General features: G+C 43.1%; 8 protein-coding genes. 2 read left to right on the top strand and 6 right to left on the bottom strand.

From position 1 onward, the window contains the following. The first annotated feature begins 78 nt into the window (after nt 1-78). Nucleotides 79-1,542 carry a cysteine--tRNA ligase gene (cysS, locus tag AC1RM2_RS14690; protein ID WP_492985887.1) on the top strand — a complete coding sequence of 488 codons (1,464 nt, stop codon included), beginning with the start codon at nt 79-81 and terminating at the stop codon, nt 1,540-1,542. 128 nt (nt 1,543-1,670) lie between these two features. Here the strand turns inward: cysS and AC1RM2_RS14685 are convergent, their stop codons facing one another. Next, entirely contained in the window at nt 1,671-2,357 is a 687-nt protein-coding gene (locus tag AC1RM2_RS14685; protein ID WP_492985886.1) for a hypothetical protein, read from the bottom strand. Between the two features lie 319 nt (nt 2,358-2,676). Here AC1RM2_RS14685 and AC1RM2_RS14680 point away from each other — a divergent pair, with 319 nt between their 5' ends. Beyond that, the gene (locus tag AC1RM2_RS14680) at nt 2,677-3,549 is read left to right on the top strand and encodes a Cif family virulence factor (RefSeq protein WP_492985885.1); all 873 of its coding nucleotides are present in this window, start codon (nt 2,677-2,679) and stop codon (nt 3,547-3,549) included. A gap of 112 nt (nt 3,550-3,661) precedes the next feature. Here AC1RM2_RS14680 and AC1RM2_RS14675 read toward each other — a convergent pair whose 3' ends face one another. From AC1RM2_RS14675 to AC1RM2_RS14655, 5 genes are all read right to left on the bottom strand, one after another. Next, nucleotides 3,662-6,295 carry a non-ribosomal peptide synthetase gene (locus AC1RM2_RS14675; protein ID WP_492985883.1) on the bottom strand — a complete coding sequence of 878 codons (2,634 nt, stop codon included), beginning with the start codon at nt 6,293-6,295 and terminating at the stop codon, nt 3,662-3,664. A 161-nt stretch (nt 6,296-6,456) separates the two neighbouring features. Further along, nucleotides 6,457-8,049: a C45 family autoproteolytic acyltransferase/hydrolase gene (locus AC1RM2_RS14670; RefSeq protein WP_492985881.1), complete on the bottom strand. Its 1,593-nt coding sequence runs from the start codon at nt 8,047-8,049 to the stop codon at nt 6,457-6,459. A gap of 541 nt (nt 8,050-8,590) precedes the next feature. Then, the gene (locus AC1RM2_RS14665) at nt 8,591-10,099 is read right to left on the bottom strand and encodes a phytoene desaturase family protein (RefSeq protein ID WP_492985880.1); all 1,509 of its coding nucleotides are present in this window, start codon (nt 10,097-10,099) and stop codon (nt 8,591-8,593) included. 179 nt (nt 10,100-10,278) lie between these two features. Continuing rightward, nucleotides 10,279-14,121: a 1-acyl-sn-glycerol-3-phosphate acyltransferase gene (locus AC1RM2_RS14660; RefSeq protein WP_492985878.1), complete on the bottom strand. Its 3,843-nt coding sequence runs from the start codon at nt 14,119-14,121 to the stop codon at nt 10,279-10,281. A gap of 11 nt (nt 14,122-14,132) precedes the next feature. Continuing rightward, entirely contained in the window at nt 14,133-15,320 is a 1,188-nt protein-coding gene (locus tag AC1RM2_RS14655; protein WP_492985877.1) for a DUF2062 domain-containing protein, read from the bottom strand. Between the last annotated feature and the right edge of the window lie 144 nt (nt 15,321-15,464).

Here is a 15,464-nt window from a genome sequence, read left to right as displayed (position 1 = left end):
AGTATCACTGGGGTGTAAGCTTTAATAATCGGGCTGCCCGCATTAGCTAAAAATTGAAAAAATCGTAAGTTTGCCCTCATGAAACAAAAATTGTTTGTTTACAATACTTTATCCCGCAAAAAAGAAGAATTTAAAGCCCTTAATGCCCCGCATGTGGGCATGTACGTGTGCGGCCCAACTGTTTACAGCGATGTGCATTTGGGTAACTGCCGTACCTATATATCTTTCGATCTGATGTTTCGTTACCTTAACCATTTAGGCTACAAGGTGCGCTATGTACGTAACGTAACTGATGCCGGCCACCTGGAAGGGGATGCGGGCGACGAAGGCGAAGATAAAATATCGAAAAAAGCAAAACTGGCCCAACTGGAGCCTATGGAAATTGTACAAAAATATACCGTAGGTTTTCATGACGTAATGCAGATACTGAACACGCTGCCGCCAAGTATTGAACCAACGGCTACCGGCCATATTATTGAACAGATAGAGATGGTAAAAGTTATTCTGGAAAAAGGATATGCTTACGAAGTAGACGGATCGGTTTATTTTGATGTTGAAAAATATAACAAAACCAAAGATTACGGCGTGCTGAGCGGCCGCAACCTGGAAGATTTACTGAATAATACCCGCACGCTGGGCGGTCAGCAGGAAAAACATGGCAAGCTTGATTTTGCGCTGTGGATAAAAGCCAAGCCAGAGCATCTGATGAAATGGCCATCTCCCTGGGGTGTGGGCTTCCCGGGCTGGCACCTGGAATGCTCAGCCATGAGTCAGAAATATTTGGGCGATCAGTTTGATATTCATGGAGGCGGGCTCGATCTTGTGCCAACTCACCATACCAACGAGATAGCCCAGCATGTGGCCTGCTGCGGTAAAAACCCGGCCAATTACTGGGTGCATACCAATATGCTTACGGTGAACGGCCAAAAAATGTCGAAATCATTAGGGAACAGCTTTTTGCCCCATGAACTTTTCAGCGGCGAAAACTCTATCCTGAATAAGGGCTACAGCCCCATGACGGTGCGCTTTTTTATGTTGCAGGCACATTACCGCAGTACGCTTGATTTTGGCAACGACGCGATGGAGGCCTCTGAAAAAGGGTTTAAGCGATTGATGAACGCCTATGCCCTGTTGGACGGCCTAAAGGCATCAGCCAGCACCGAAATTGAAATAGAGCCCCTGCTGGAGCGCTGCTACGCTGCAATGAATGATGATTTTAACAGCCCGGTATTGATTGCCGAACTGTTTGAGGCATCACGGATCATCAATTCAGTACATGACGGCAAAATGAAGATTAACGAGGTTAATCGGGACTTGCTTAAAAACCTTATGAAAACGTTTGTACAGGATGTTTTAGGGCTTAAAGATGAACAGGCGGATAACGATGATTTGCCTAAAATACTGAACCTGATAGTCGAACTCAGGAACGAAGCCAAGGCAAATAAAGATTACGCCACCAGCGATAAAATCCGTGAAGGCCTGTCAAAAGTTGGATTTCAGTTAAAGGATAGCAAAGAGGGTACGCTCTGGAGTAAAAGTTAAAATAGAGCCAAGAGATAAGAATCAAGAATTAAGACTTTTTTCGTTATAGGAGCATAACGAACTAAACCATAGATAGCAATAAAGGTTTTCCCTCTTGACTCTTGATTCTTATCTCTTGACTCTTCTTCCTACAAAGAGTTATAGTACGTAAACAGTTTGGCCAGGTCGCGGTCGCTTTTAAAATCAATTTTATTGGTTTTTATGAAGGTTTGTAGTTGGTCTGTTTTGTCGGCCAAAACAGCAGCGACTGCCTTTTGTGTAGGTTTAAGCCGGGCTATTTTATTATCGGCCAACAAGTAGTAAACAGCATCGCGCAAGGCAAATGTTTTGGTGGTAGTTGCAGAGTTGAAGGCCTGATTGGAATGGATTACTTTTTTATACCGCTTTAATACTTTTACTTTTCCATCGGCAATTACCTGGTAAAACGAAGCTTCGGATTGTTCGTCAATAGCCGGGTAACCGTTGCTGAATATAAGCGGAGCAAGAGAACATTCATCTATAGAGCCAATATCAAAACGGAAGCTTTTAACCGGTGCAACAAAGGCAAGGGGCATAGAATCCATCGGGCTTTGAAATAACAACTCGTCCTTTACCAAATCGTATTTTAATTTCGCAGAAATTGTTTTGCCGTTTGCCAGGCTAACAATACCGGGGAGCCAGTTTTCCGTCAGGTATGGGCTGCCTTCAACATCTATGTAGCCTTGTTCCATTACCGGTTTGCCCTGGTTGTCGTTCAGGATTTGGTTTTGCGCCCTGGATATTGTTCCGTAACATATCAATCCGGCCACTATCAAAGTAAAAAAATGTATTTTCATAATTGCGTAAATTTATAAGGTAAAGGCGTAACATGGCTTTTAAACGAAACATTATGCATATTATTGGGTTAATAGTTTTTGCACTTATGCAATAGCGTTAAGCTTCAAAGCTTGTTAACTGATACAATAATCAATATGACCGAACAAATTTTTATACGTATAAACCCGCCCCGGCCACAATTAAATATAACGGTTTTCGTTTCACATTAAGCAGATAAGTTGCAAATAGTAAACAGCTATTCATATTTAAAGCAATTTGTAATTGCATAGCCGACTTAAAATTTATTACTAAATTGCCTCCCCAATATCCCATTAAAACATGAAGAAAGTATTATTAGCCGCCACATTTATGAGCTATAGCGTTTTAGCCATGGCTCAGTCAGCACCGGTTAAAGTAAGTAAAGTTGTAAATGCCGAAGAAGCATTTAATAAATTAGTTGAACGTAAAGGGATAAAAGACGGCTTTTTAGCCGTTGCCGCACCCGATGGTATTGTATTTAAACCAGATGCAGTTAAAATAGTTGATTTTTATAGTAATATTGATAAACAGGCCGGTAAACTAAGCTGGCAGCCAAAATTTGCGCGGATATCTGCCAATGGCGATCTTGCCTTTACCGCAGGCCCCTACGTTTACCAAAATGGTAAAACCGAGGATGATAAAGTTTTTGGCGATTACGTATCCATTTGGCGCGCCGACGTTGACGATAACAATAAATTAAAACTACTGATAGATTTGGGGATACAACATCCCGAACCCGAAGGCGAAGTTGTTACTGATTTTAAAGAACCGGACGCTACCACAAAATCGGCGCCAAGTAAAGATCCCTTTACCGCCAAAAGCGTTATTGTAAACACCGACAAGATATTTAACCATTCGCTTACCATATCAACAATGGCAAGCTATAAAGAGTTTTTGAGCGCCGAAGGCCGTTATTATTTCCCCGGTTTTGAGCCAATGACCGGCCCGGATGTTATCATGAAGTTTATTAACAACGAAGCGATAAGCATAACCGCCGAAACCACCGATGCCGGCAGGTCGGTAAGTAACGACCTGGCGTATAGTTACGGCCACGCGCGCATAACCAAAGGTAATGTTGTTGGTAATTATAACTATGTACGCATTTGGGAAATAGACCAAAACAAGAAGTGGAATATTTTACTGGAAGTTTTTTCGGCTATTGAAAACGAATAAACACCAGAACTTTTTCGAAACAAAAACAGCGATGGGGTAAACTCATCGCTGTTTTTGTTTTTATAGAACCAGCATCTGCCAGAGAGGGGATAGATTTCTGGCGAATGCCGATTTAAAAGCCGGCATTTAATTCCTGTTGTAGCCGCTTGCCAAAAGCCGCAACCTGGGGCTCGTCAAACAGGGTGAGGTGGTGGCCGTCAATAGATATGGCTTTGATTTTTTTTGCATGGGGTTTCCAGCCCAGGTATTTAAAATCATCCATGTAAAATGTTTTTTGTTTTGCCTTAAAAATAACCAATCCTCCATCGTATTTATCAATCACGTATTTTATGTAGAGAGATACGCTCAAGTCAAAAACACTAAGCTCAAATGGGCTGGATTCCGAATTGCTACTTAACTCCGCTAAAGTGCTGTTATTCGCATTACTCTTTAACGGTTCAATGTTCCGCGATCTTATTTTTGCCATGGCAGCTTTTAAAACCAGCTTGCTATAATTTAGCGCAGGTTTTAAGCCGTTACCAAGCATACGGATGTTAAACGCCATCAGCCGCAACACGGTGTAAAAAGAATATTGGGTTTTTATTAAAGCGGGGTCGCGGGTTAAACTATCAATTATGGCCAATAATTTAACTTCTTTGCCTAATTCCTTTAACTGCCGGGCCATTTCAAAAGCGAACACTCCGCCCAGAGAATATCCTGCAACAGAATAGGGGCCGTAGGGATTATCCTTCAAAATACTGTTTACATAATGAGTTGCAACCTCTTCAATACTTTCAAATTTGTGACCCTTGTTATTAAACCCGTTTGATTCAAACCCGTAAACGGGCTGATCTGGATCGAGGGCCGCGGCCAGGGCAAAAAAGCCATCACCGGCCTGGTCGCCTCCATTTACCAGGTACAATGGGGCAAGGTTACCGCCAGCTTTAAGTGGGATAAGGGTATTTGATTTTTGCACTGCTCCCGGCTTGCTTAAAAAATCAGCCAGTGATGAAATTGTGGGGTAATGATGCAGGGTAATGTAGTTAATGTGCCGCTGCGTATATCGCCGTAAAAACGACAATAACTTAACAGCAAGCAATGAATTACCGCCTAAGTCGAAAAAATTATCCTGTACGCTTATATTTTCTGTTTCAAAAAGAGATTTCCAAAAAACAAAAATGGCATTTTCCAATTCATTTGAGGGTTCAATAATCTGGTGTCCCTGATCTCCGGGTAGTTCGGGATTTACCAACAAATGCTTGTTGATTTTACCGTTGGATGTAAAGGGGATTTCGGTTACCGCTTTGATGCTTGCAGGCAACATATAACCGGGCAGTTTAGTGAGTAAATAATCCCAGATATCGGCAACGGAAACACCGTTGTTTAAAACAACAAATACGATGATATTTAAACTGCCCGACGATGTTTTTTTTACCGCGGCAACAGCATGCTTTGCCAGCCCGCTTGTTTTAAGTACCGCTTCTATCGATTCCAGCTCAATCCTATTTCCTGCAATTTTAACCTGGTCATCAACCCTGCCTAAATATTCTATGGTCCCATCGGGCATTTGGCGGCCAAAATCTCCGGTTTTAAACAAACGCCCCGGCTTTTCGTTATTGAATGGGTTTACAATAAATCGGGTTGATGTAAGCTCCGGCTTATTCAGATAGCCCCGCGCTACACCAATGCCGCCGATATATAACTCTCCAATGCCGCCAGGGGCTTGCTGCATTCCCTGTTCATCAAGTAAATAAAGCGAAGTATTGTCAATAGCCCGGCCAATTAATACTTTATCTGAAGTGCCAAAATTATCAGGCACCTGCCAGTAAGTGGAATGGATAGTGGTTTCGGTAGGGCCATATAAGTTGTGTATGTAAACATTGGGCAATTTGTTTTTTAACAAAACAACCTGGTATGTGCTTAAGGCTTCGCCACTGCATATGATAGTATTTATTTCCCGGTACTCATCAACTTTGCAATCCAATAAAAAGAACTCCAGCATGGCCGGGATAAAATGGATAGTGGTTACGCGGAACAGCTTTATAGTTGCTTTTAGCTTTTCGCTATCGCGGTAGTCATCTTTGTTGATGATGATTAACCGCGCGCCCGAAAGCAACGGCCATAAAATTTCCCATACAGAAACGTCAAAACAAAACGTAGTTTTTTGTAAAACAACATCACTCTCGCGCAGTTTAAAATACCGGTGCGACCACATTAAATTATTGGCCATGCTGCGGTGTTCAATGATAACCCCATTGGGGTTGCCGGTTGTGCCGGATGTGTACATTACATACGCCCGGCTTTCGCCCGAAATAATGATGTTTGGGTTGTTTTCGGAATACTCCGGGCTATTGTAATCAAGCCGATCAACCAATATTTGCCTGGCATTGGCGTCCCCTTGCAGCCGGTCCTGGCATTCTGTTGTGGTAAGGATCAGCCCCGGCTGGCAATCTTTTAATAGGTAATTAATCTGGGCGGCCGGGTAATCCGGATCGATAGGCACATAAGCCCCGCCTGATTTTAATACACCAAGAATCGCAACTATCAGCTCGATGCCCTGGTTTAGGCATACCGGGATTAAATCGTTGGGCTTTATCCCCTTGCTTATTAATAAATGGGCCAGTTTATTGGCGCGCATATTTAACACCGCAAATGTTATGTATTCGCCATTAAATACAAGAGCAACGTTGTTTGAGTATGCTTCAAAACTATCGTTTAGCACCTCGATGATTGAATTTTCGATTTTAGGGGAAACAGGGGTATTCAAATTGTATCAATAGGGGCAAGCAGGTGAAAAATTGATAGTGAATTGTTCGGCGAATTTACTAAAAATCAAAGGGTTTTGGTTGCAAAGAGGCGCCTGGTAGTGTAAATTTTACAGAAAAACCCAATCGGGGGATATTGAACACTATTTAACTATGGGGGTGTTTATTTTGTCTTTTCCAAGCACTTCTTAATCTGTATCCTGATATGCTCTTCTTCTTTTTTGGTGGCTATTACTTTGCTTAGTGCCCTTTGATAATATCCCAATGCTTTCTTATAATCTTTCAGTTTAAAAGTATAATCGCCGGCTATCACGTAAGCAAAGTAATATTGTGGGTTTGTAGCTACAAGGCTATCAGTATTAATGGTTTCACCGTCAAGCACGCGCTGGCGCATCCTGCGAAAATTTACAAAATCTTTGTATTGTGAGGTAGAAAGAAAAGTATCTGCCGGTACGGTGAGGTGTTGCTCGTTTATTTCGTGGTCCTGCTTCATACCACGCAGGCCGAACACTTTTTTCAGGTCGTAGCACACATATTCGCCAAGCTGCCATGGCGAAGTAGATACCCACACCAATAGCTTTTTGGGCTCGAATACAATGCTGTGGTGGCTCATCAGTTGGTTGATGGCCTTCTCGTTGCCCATGCCAATGTTTTGGCCGTGCATGCCCTTCTGATCGCGCAGGATGGCTATGGCTTTTTGCACGGTATTTTTGCCGTTGGCGTTCAGCAATTCCATCAAACGGTTATAGCGGTATGGCGAGGCGCTTTCGGCCATCTGAACTTTATTTTCTTTAGATTGACTGAGGCCCTTACTCTGAAAATGATTGGCGCAAACAATATAATCCTGGTGCGGATCATACATATCCAGCGTATCTGGTGTTTTTTCAATTACAACAGCTTTATTATCGGCGGCAGAAGCTACCAGGAAAGCCTCGGATACAAACATTTTGCGTTTTTTGGCAATGGCATAAGCCTCGTGTGTGTTTTTGGCATACTGCAAAATTTCGCGGGCTACCAATGATACCGGGGTTGCGGCCCCCGTTGGGATATTGGTTTTATCGGCATTAATGGTAACGCTTACGCCCTTTTCGTTCATGCCGCTTACCGCGCCTATAAAGCCACCCCAGGTAACTGTCATGAATTTATAGCCATCGGATGGGGCAAAGAAGGCTACAATTTTATCCTGTGCGAATTTATCGCCCACATAAAAATCAAAATTACGGCCGATAATCATGGTGCTGTCCTCGCTCTTTACCCCCCAGGTGCCAAAAGATGTACAGCCTACCAAGGCCATACTTTGCAGGGCATGACCGATATCATGCGCGGCGTGGTAGTTTAAAATACGCTGATAATTAGAGCCGATGTATTGGTATTTATCCGACGCAGATTTAGAGATGCCGTAAATCTCCTCTTTATATTCTTCGGTAACGTTTTTATCGAGGTTGCGGTTAAACCAGGCGATGAAGTATTTTAAAAAGTGGCGGTAAAAGTTAGATGGTACAATGCGGCTTATCTGCTCCACAAAGTGATCTTCCTGGGCTACCACCAACTCCTGGCTCAGTTTGCCGTTGATGACGCCGCGCTCAAAGGGTTTACCCTCTACATACATTTCGAACAAGCCGCTTTTACTTTTGCGGAACCAACTGTTATTGATGGTGTAAAATCCCTTGCTTGGCTGCTCTCGTTTGAGGTTAAGACTGCTTTGGTCTTTAGGCTCGGGCGGATAATCAATGGCTACAATGTACAGATACACCATGCCGATAATAATAAGCCCCACAAAGCCAAGGAATGCGTATAACGTCCTTTTACCAAACTTTTTCCAGCTAAATTTTTTGTGATTTTTCAGTTTGAAATTATTTAGGGTTTATATAAATGTTTGATACATCAACGCCGGGACAAAGTTACCCTTAGAATATTCAACCTGCAATCTTTTGGGCGGGCATTTTACAGCCATTTTTGAATATTAAGGCTTGCCCCGGTAGGGGCAATTCATTTGTAGCACCTAACCATTATTTGTTTGTGCCCTGTAAGGACGCTTCATTATTCGTCCAACAATTCGTGAAAAATATATTTTTCGTCGTATTCTATGGCGTAACCCTCTAATATTTCCAGGTATTCTTCCCTGAATGTCTTTTTTAAATGAGTATAGGTATTTGGCATGGGGTTAGGTTACATCCATTTAAACGTGAATTTAATGAAGCGCTCCTATGGGGCACAAACTATTATCATTGTTTTTTCTACAAATGAATAACCCCTAAGGGGTAATTGTCTATTATCTCACTCTTGAAAATCACTTATTACGCATTCCGAATTTTTCCTATAATGGCATCGTCGCCAAGTAATGTGGTGCAGGTAACAATAGCGCTCATGGCCGTGCCTAAAATACCATGCAGGTTAAGGTTTTGACCGGTAAAATACAGGTTTGGTATTTTGGTGCGCGGCGATATAAATGTTTTTAGCGTGTGCTTATAATCTTTTACAATGCCGTAAAGCGAACCATCGCCATTGCCGATATAATCGCGGTAACTAAGCGGCGTGGCCGAATAATAAGATTTAACATGACTCCTGAAACCGGGGAATTTCTCTTCCACCATATCCAGCAGCTTCTCGCTTTTGCGGATCTTAAACTCCTCGTAAGTTTCGCCCCGTTCATTAACGTTTGATACCGTGTTAAAGGTATCCTCCCAGGGCTTCATCTCCTCAAAGCGCATGTAAGTAAGGATTGACGCGCCGTCGGCAAAGTTTGGTGATTTTGATGATGGTGCCATAAAATAGGCAAAACCCAGCGGCCAATTTTCTTCGGTATATTCGGCAATATCCCAAACGTGGCCTTCTTTACCGATGTAATAGTTGGTGTTAAAATAAGGGAAGCTATCCTTTTTAAAAACCACATTTAAGGTAAACGACGATACGGAGTTTTCAAGCCCTTTTAACCGGTTACGGTAAGCCAGCTTAATGATATCACTATCGGTCATCTCCAGCGTTTGTACCGGGTGAATGTTGCTAATAAACTGTTTGCCATAAATTTTACCACCGCCGGCTATCTCTACGTGCGATACCTTGCCATCTTCTATCACGATGCGTTTTACCTCGCAATTGCGTTTAATAACACCGCCACGTGCACGGATATTTTTGGCAATGTACTTGGCAATCTGCGAACCGCCGTCTACGCATTTATAAGAACTTTCAATGTAGCTGTTCAGGATCAGCGCGTGAACATAAAACGGCGTTTTATCGGCCTGGCCAGCGTAAAGCGCATTGTTGCCGGCAAGTACAGCCTGCAAACGCGGGTTATCGGTTACCGATTCAATAAAACCTTTGGTATCTATTTCCAGCACGGCAGATTTCTCATTAAAATCGTCGCCGCTTTGCAGGTTGTAGAGCGAGAATTTACTGCAAACCTCTTTAATCTTATCGCAATAAGCATTTAGCGCCGCCTCTTCGCCGGGGAAATGTTTTAATATATGGCTGATGAAGTTGTCGTAACCCTGCGCGTATTCGTATTCAATGTCCTCGCTGTGGATCCCTATCTTGTCAAAAACAACGTCCTGTTTTTGCAGTTTCAGCTTATCAATAATGTCGATGTATTTGAATATCTGGTACAGGTTTTGGCCCTCATCCAACCCGCCAAGGTAATGCACGCCCGAATCGAAGATCACTTTATCGCGCACATAAGTTTGTAAAGAACCGCCTATCTGTTGGTTTTTTTCGATAACGCAAACTTTAAAACCTTCTCTGCCTAATAAATCGGCGCTCACCAATCCACCCATGCCACTGCCAATAATTACGGCATCAAAAATCTCCATTTATCTAATCCCTGTTTTATATATTCAGTTTAAATCCGTTATGGTTTAAAACGGGTACCGGGCGAGGGATCCCCTCTTGAGAAGGGCAGGGGTGTGTTATTGCGCGTTTAAACACACCCCCGCCATTTCGCTATCCCGGCCCGCCCCCTCTCAAGAGGGGAGTTGAAACCAAATCGTCATTATTCAATTACAAAAATAATATTTGATGTGAACTTTGTCTCATCTATTATTTTGCAACTCATGTTGTTAGCCGCTGCTATATCCTCCACCAGTTGTGCTGATAAAAACGATAGCCCCCGGCTTGCTTTGTTAAACTTGATGAACCTGGTCGAGAAAAACTCGGTCAGCTCGGTGCCGCGGTGCTTTTCTTTCAAATCTTTATTGCCATCGCGGATGATCAGTTTGCCGCCATCGTTCAAGCTTTTCATACATCTTTCTATGATCAGCTTTTGCTCATCGGGCTGCATATAATGCAGCATGTCGGCAATAATAATGGCATCGTATTTTTCAAATTCAAAGCTTAATACGTCGGCGTGCTCAAAATGGATTTGTGTATCTCTACTAAAGTTGTTATTCGCGACCTCTATTTTATCCTCATCATAATCAATACCCGTAAACTCGCGCTGCGGGGCGGCAAAGTGCAGCATGTAGGGCATAAAGCCATAGCCGCAGCCAATATCAAGCATTTTGCCTTTTTGGGGCAGCAGATCATGAAATTGCTGGTAGTTTTTCTCTAAACTTACTTTTATCCGCATGTACCATTCCAGCACCGGGCCTTTGTACAGGTAATTGTAAATCAGTTGCTCGCGATAATAACGCGGCTGTTGTATCTCTGTACTAAGCTGTTTAAACTCTGCTTTAAAATATTTGCTGATGGCTTTGGTCCGCTCGGCGTAGCCGGTTCCAAAACCGGTATCGGCGGGTTTGATGCGGGGTAGGTATTTCAGGGTGATCTTGCCGTTTTTCAGCAGGAAATCGCCCTTGGTCATGCAGTATCCTGTGCCGTGAATCAGTATAGGTTGGATATCCATTTTCAAAGCCTCGGCCAGGTAAAAGGCTCCCTTATGGAAGCGCTTAATTTCGCCGTCTACTGATCGGGTTCCTTCGGGAAATATCACGATAGAATAGCCTTTTTTTACCCTGTCGGCCAATACATCGATACTTTCTTCGGTGCCCTGCGCTACCGGGAAATAATCGGCCATGCGCACTACGGCACCAAATACCGGCGAATTCCATACCCAGTTATTGGTAAATAAAATGAGCCTTGGGTTCAGCATCACCAAAATCAAAATATCTAAAAACGACTGGTGGTTGGCGATGATAACTGATGGGTTTTTAAAATCGGCCAGTTGCTTGTTGATGATCTCTTTTTTTACATTCCCCATAATGTAAATCATCGACCAGGAAAACCGGGCCAAAATGGCATGGTATACCAGCTTACCTTTTTCTTTGCTAAATGGATTCAGCCGGAATATAAAACCCAATGCCGATAAGATCAAACACCCGGTAACAAAATAAGTAAAGGCAAAAATGCTGATCACAAAGCCGCTGATGGTCCATGGAAAACGCTTCTTAGCCGCCCGGTTTTTAATGAGGATATTGAACAGGAAGGGAATCAATATCTGCGACATAATAACCACGCAAACAATCCCGATGATGGATATGGCCGCTATCGACCGCAATGCCGGGTGCCTGGCAAAAATCAAAACCCCGAGCCCGGTTATAGTAGTTATAGCCGATAAAAATATAGACGATTTGTAGGACGACAATACCTTTTTGCCGGTTTTATACTCCTGCAACAAGCCATCCATAATGTACAGGCTGTAATCATCGCCCAGGCCAAATATCAGTGCCGAAATAATGATGTTTACGATATTAAAACCGATACCGAAAATGCCCATCAACCCCAAAATCCAGATCCAGGAGATAGCCATGGGGATAAAAGAAACCAACGCCAGCTCCATGCGGCCGTAGGTAAGCAGCAACACCACAAATACCAATAATGACGACATTACTGCTATTTTGGTAAAATCGGCATTGATGATCTCCACCAGCTTATTGGTAAGGTATTGTTTATCAATAACGGTAACGTTCGGATCGTTTTCAAAAGCTTTGTATATGGCGGCTTTTTTTTCGGGTGATGTTTGCACCAGCGTTACTACCGTGGAATGGCTTGGATATTCGTTGATAAAATTATCCAGGAAGCTTTTCCTAATCTCGGCAACGTCATCATCGTTGGTATGCGAAAAATCCTTGTTCAATAATACTTTAAACTTTTCAAACGCCGATGCGCTAAACCCTTTTAGCTTGCCTTCGTTTTCGAGCGTGGCAAAAAGTTGTTGTTTCTTCTCGGCGGTCCAATAAGTATTCCAGCGGTTAACCCGCTCTTTTTGCAGCGAATCGGAGATAATGAAGGAGGATACATCTGATGATTTTTTGACGATGCCCTGCGCCTTCAGTTTTTCAATCTGCCCGGCGAGTTTTTCGTTATTGATAAGCGCCCTGTCCAAAGTTTTTCCTTCAGATACCAGGTAAACCGATTGCAGTGCGTATTGGTTAATGCGGTTGAGTTTGTTTTGCGATTGCAGTAACGCGGGCGGCATGTAGTTCATTTTGGCTACATCAAACTCAAAAGTTACATCGTTGGCCTTATAAAAAAACACGCCCGTAAGCAGTATAATGCCGATAACAATGTACTTGTTGTACTCCGGATTAAAGGAGGCCAGTTTATCAATCCACGATAGTTGGGTAAAAGTGTGGTTTTCCTGTTCTTTTTTTGTGGATATAAACTGCGGCAAAAATACCAGCGAGCAAATGGACGCGCCTATCAAACTAAAAGCCGCAAACAAACCCAGGTCCTTCAACATTTCCGACTCTACAAACTCCAGGCACAGGAAACCACCTATTGTTGTAAAACTGCCCACAGTAAGTGGTAGAGTAAGATCCCTGATAACCTGCTCCACGCTTTTGGTGTGCCGGTAATGGTTAAACACATGCAACGAGTAATTGATGGCGATACCCAGCACCACTGAACCGGTGCCCAATGCAATAACGGAGATACTTCCCTTTAAAAAGTAAATAGCCGTGAGGGAGAATAGCGAACCAAACAGCACCGGGATAAGAATAATAACCGGCGCCCTTTTTTTGCGGAAGTACAAGCCTAAAAACAAAATGAGCACAACAACCGTAGCACCTTGTGTAAGCGCCGTATCACGTCTTAGCTGCTGCGCGTTGCCATAATAAACGGCCGCCGAGCCAAAGTAGGTTGCAGTTGCGATGCGTTTGGGCCTGTTGCCAAGGTTGTCAATCAGCTGGTCGAGCCCTTTTATCAGTACCGAATTTTTCCCCGTATTATTTGGGGGATAGGCCGGGGTGATAAACATCAAGAGGGTTTTGTGGTCTTTGGTAACCACATAGTTGTCGTACAGTTCAAAATTTTTATCGTACTGTAGCTGCTGTAATTTTTTAAGGCCTATAAAGGAGATGCCAACCGGGTCGTTACTGATAATGCTTTTGAGCGCTATGCCCGCCGGCGATGTGAGCGTGCGGTAATCATAAGCCAGGGTTTGTTTAACTTTCTCTGGCGTTATAAGCGTATCGATGGTTTTGTAATCCTTCTCCGTTAAATAAATGGGTAAACGCTGGCTTATAGTGCCAAACAATTTCATCACCACATCATCATCTACCTTAAAATTGGCTTTGCCTATATAGGGCTTTAGTTTTGGCTCAATAGCGGTGGCAAATTCATCGGCGTAAGCAACAAGGCTATCCGGGTTGGCAGCGGCTGTGCTATCTTTAAGCGATACCATGATCACCAGCTTGTCCAGGAACTTGGAATTTTGAAAAACCTCGTTGAGCTTGGCAATCTTTTTATCCTTTGGGATAACCTTGCTGATATCTTCCTCAAATTTTACGCGCGACGCGAAGTAGCCCATGGCCAAAAAGCATGCGGCGAATACGGTATAAAAAACAAGCTTGTGTTTAGAAAAATAATGATATATGAGGATCAGGCCTTTTTCCATTTAAACGGGAACTATAATGCAGCAGGTGATTTTTTAAGCAGTTTTAATAACCCATAAGTTATCAGCCCAATACTTAACGAAGCCACAACAGCTAAGGTTAAACTGCCATAAATATACTGCTCTAAATGCGCCCCGATAGATTTAAAAGAAATATGCGAACTGAAAGCGATATTGGCAACCCTGTCGCCCATCCAATACTCGCCGGCCTTATAGCTTAAAAAGAGGATGACCGGGATCATGGGCGGGATACTGATATGTGCCGAGAACACCACCAGCGCCTTGTTTAGTTTAAATATTATAGAGAGGAATATGGCCACCGCCAGCTGAAATCCCCAGATAGGCACTATGCCCATAAAAATACCGAAGCCGATAGAAAGGGCCTTGGTCTCATCCGAATCGTTAGGGTTATAAAGGGTAGCTAATATTTTTTTACGGCCTTTTTTTTTAAAAAGGTTGCGAAAAAAGTCGCCCGGTTTGATCCAGGCAAAGGCGATAACTACCAAAAAAGCGTTTAATACACCCACCCGCGAAAAATCTGTAAACGGGCGAAAGTGCGATACCCGGGTTTCTTTGGGCGCATAGTAAACCGTAACCGGTACCGAATCCATATGCACGCCACGCCAAACGGCCCGAACGATCACTTCGATCTCAAACTCATACTTTACGGTGTAAAACTTCATGCCCTCCAGCATGTACAATGGATAAAGCCTGAAACCCGATTGGGTATCGGGGCAATGGATGCCGGTTTCTACCCAAAACCAAAAGTTGGAGAACTTGTGGCCAAAGCTGCTTTTACCCGGCACGGCCGCCTGGTCCATATTACGGGAGCCAATGATGATGGCATCGCGTACGTTTTCCAGTTTATTTAAAAAGTTGGGGATGTCTTTGGCGAAATGCTGCCCGTCGGAGTCGATGGTTAAAGCGTATTTGTAGCCTTTTTCCATGGCGTAAGCAAATGCCTGGCGCAGTGCCCAGCCTTTACCTACATTTTGGGGATAGCTGATGAGTTGAACCTGCGGGAATGATTTTACAATCTCTTCGGTATTGTCTGTTGAGCCATCGTTAACTACGATGATGTGGTTACTATAGGCCGCTACATCGGTTATTACACCACCCAGGGTAAAGTGGTTATTATAGGTAGGGATAATAACACAAACCTGCAATTCCTCAAAGCGTTTACTGATACCCTTAAATTCCATTAATTACCCCTGATCTGTAATAAATTCAAAACAACATTTTTATACATAACAAAATTAGTGTTAATGCTGACAAACCAATTAAATAGTTTCAAATTAATAAAACGGAAACTTTTGAGTAACATATGAAAGTTATACCAGAAGTAA

The organism is Mucilaginibacter sp. GW822-FHT03E02 (genome assembly GCF_058801545.1).
The sequence above is the reverse complement of the archived record's forward strand: the minus strand, read 5'-3'. Positions and strand labels throughout refer to the sequence as shown.

Bases quoted from the DNA above. Each gene is read 5' to 3' on its own strand.
- AC1RM2_RS14680 (WP_492985885.1), top strand. From the start codon at position 2,677: ATGAAGAAAGTATTATTAGCCGCCACATTTATGAGCTATAGCGTTTTA.
- cysS (WP_492985887.1), top strand. From the start codon at position 79: ATGAAACAAAAATTGTTTGTTTACAATACTTTATCCCGCAAAAAAGAA.
- AC1RM2_RS14665 (WP_492985880.1), bottom strand. From the start codon at position 10,099: ATGGAGATTTTTGATGCCGTAATTATTGGCAGTGGCATGGGTGGATTG.
- AC1RM2_RS14685 (WP_492985886.1), bottom strand. From the start codon at position 2,357: ATGAAAATACATTTTTTTACTTTGATAGTGGCCGGATTGATATGTTAC.
- AC1RM2_RS14660 (WP_492985878.1), bottom strand. From the start codon at position 14,121: ATGGAAAAAGGCCTGATCCTCATATATCATTATTTTTCTAAACACAAG.
- AC1RM2_RS14655 (WP_492985877.1), bottom strand. From the start codon at position 15,320: ATGGAATTTAAGGGTATCAGTAAACGCTTTGAGGAATTGCAGGTTTGT.
- AC1RM2_RS14670 (WP_492985881.1), bottom strand. From the start codon at position 8,049: ATGGTGTATCTGTACATTGTAGCCATTGATTATCCGCCCGAGCCTAAA.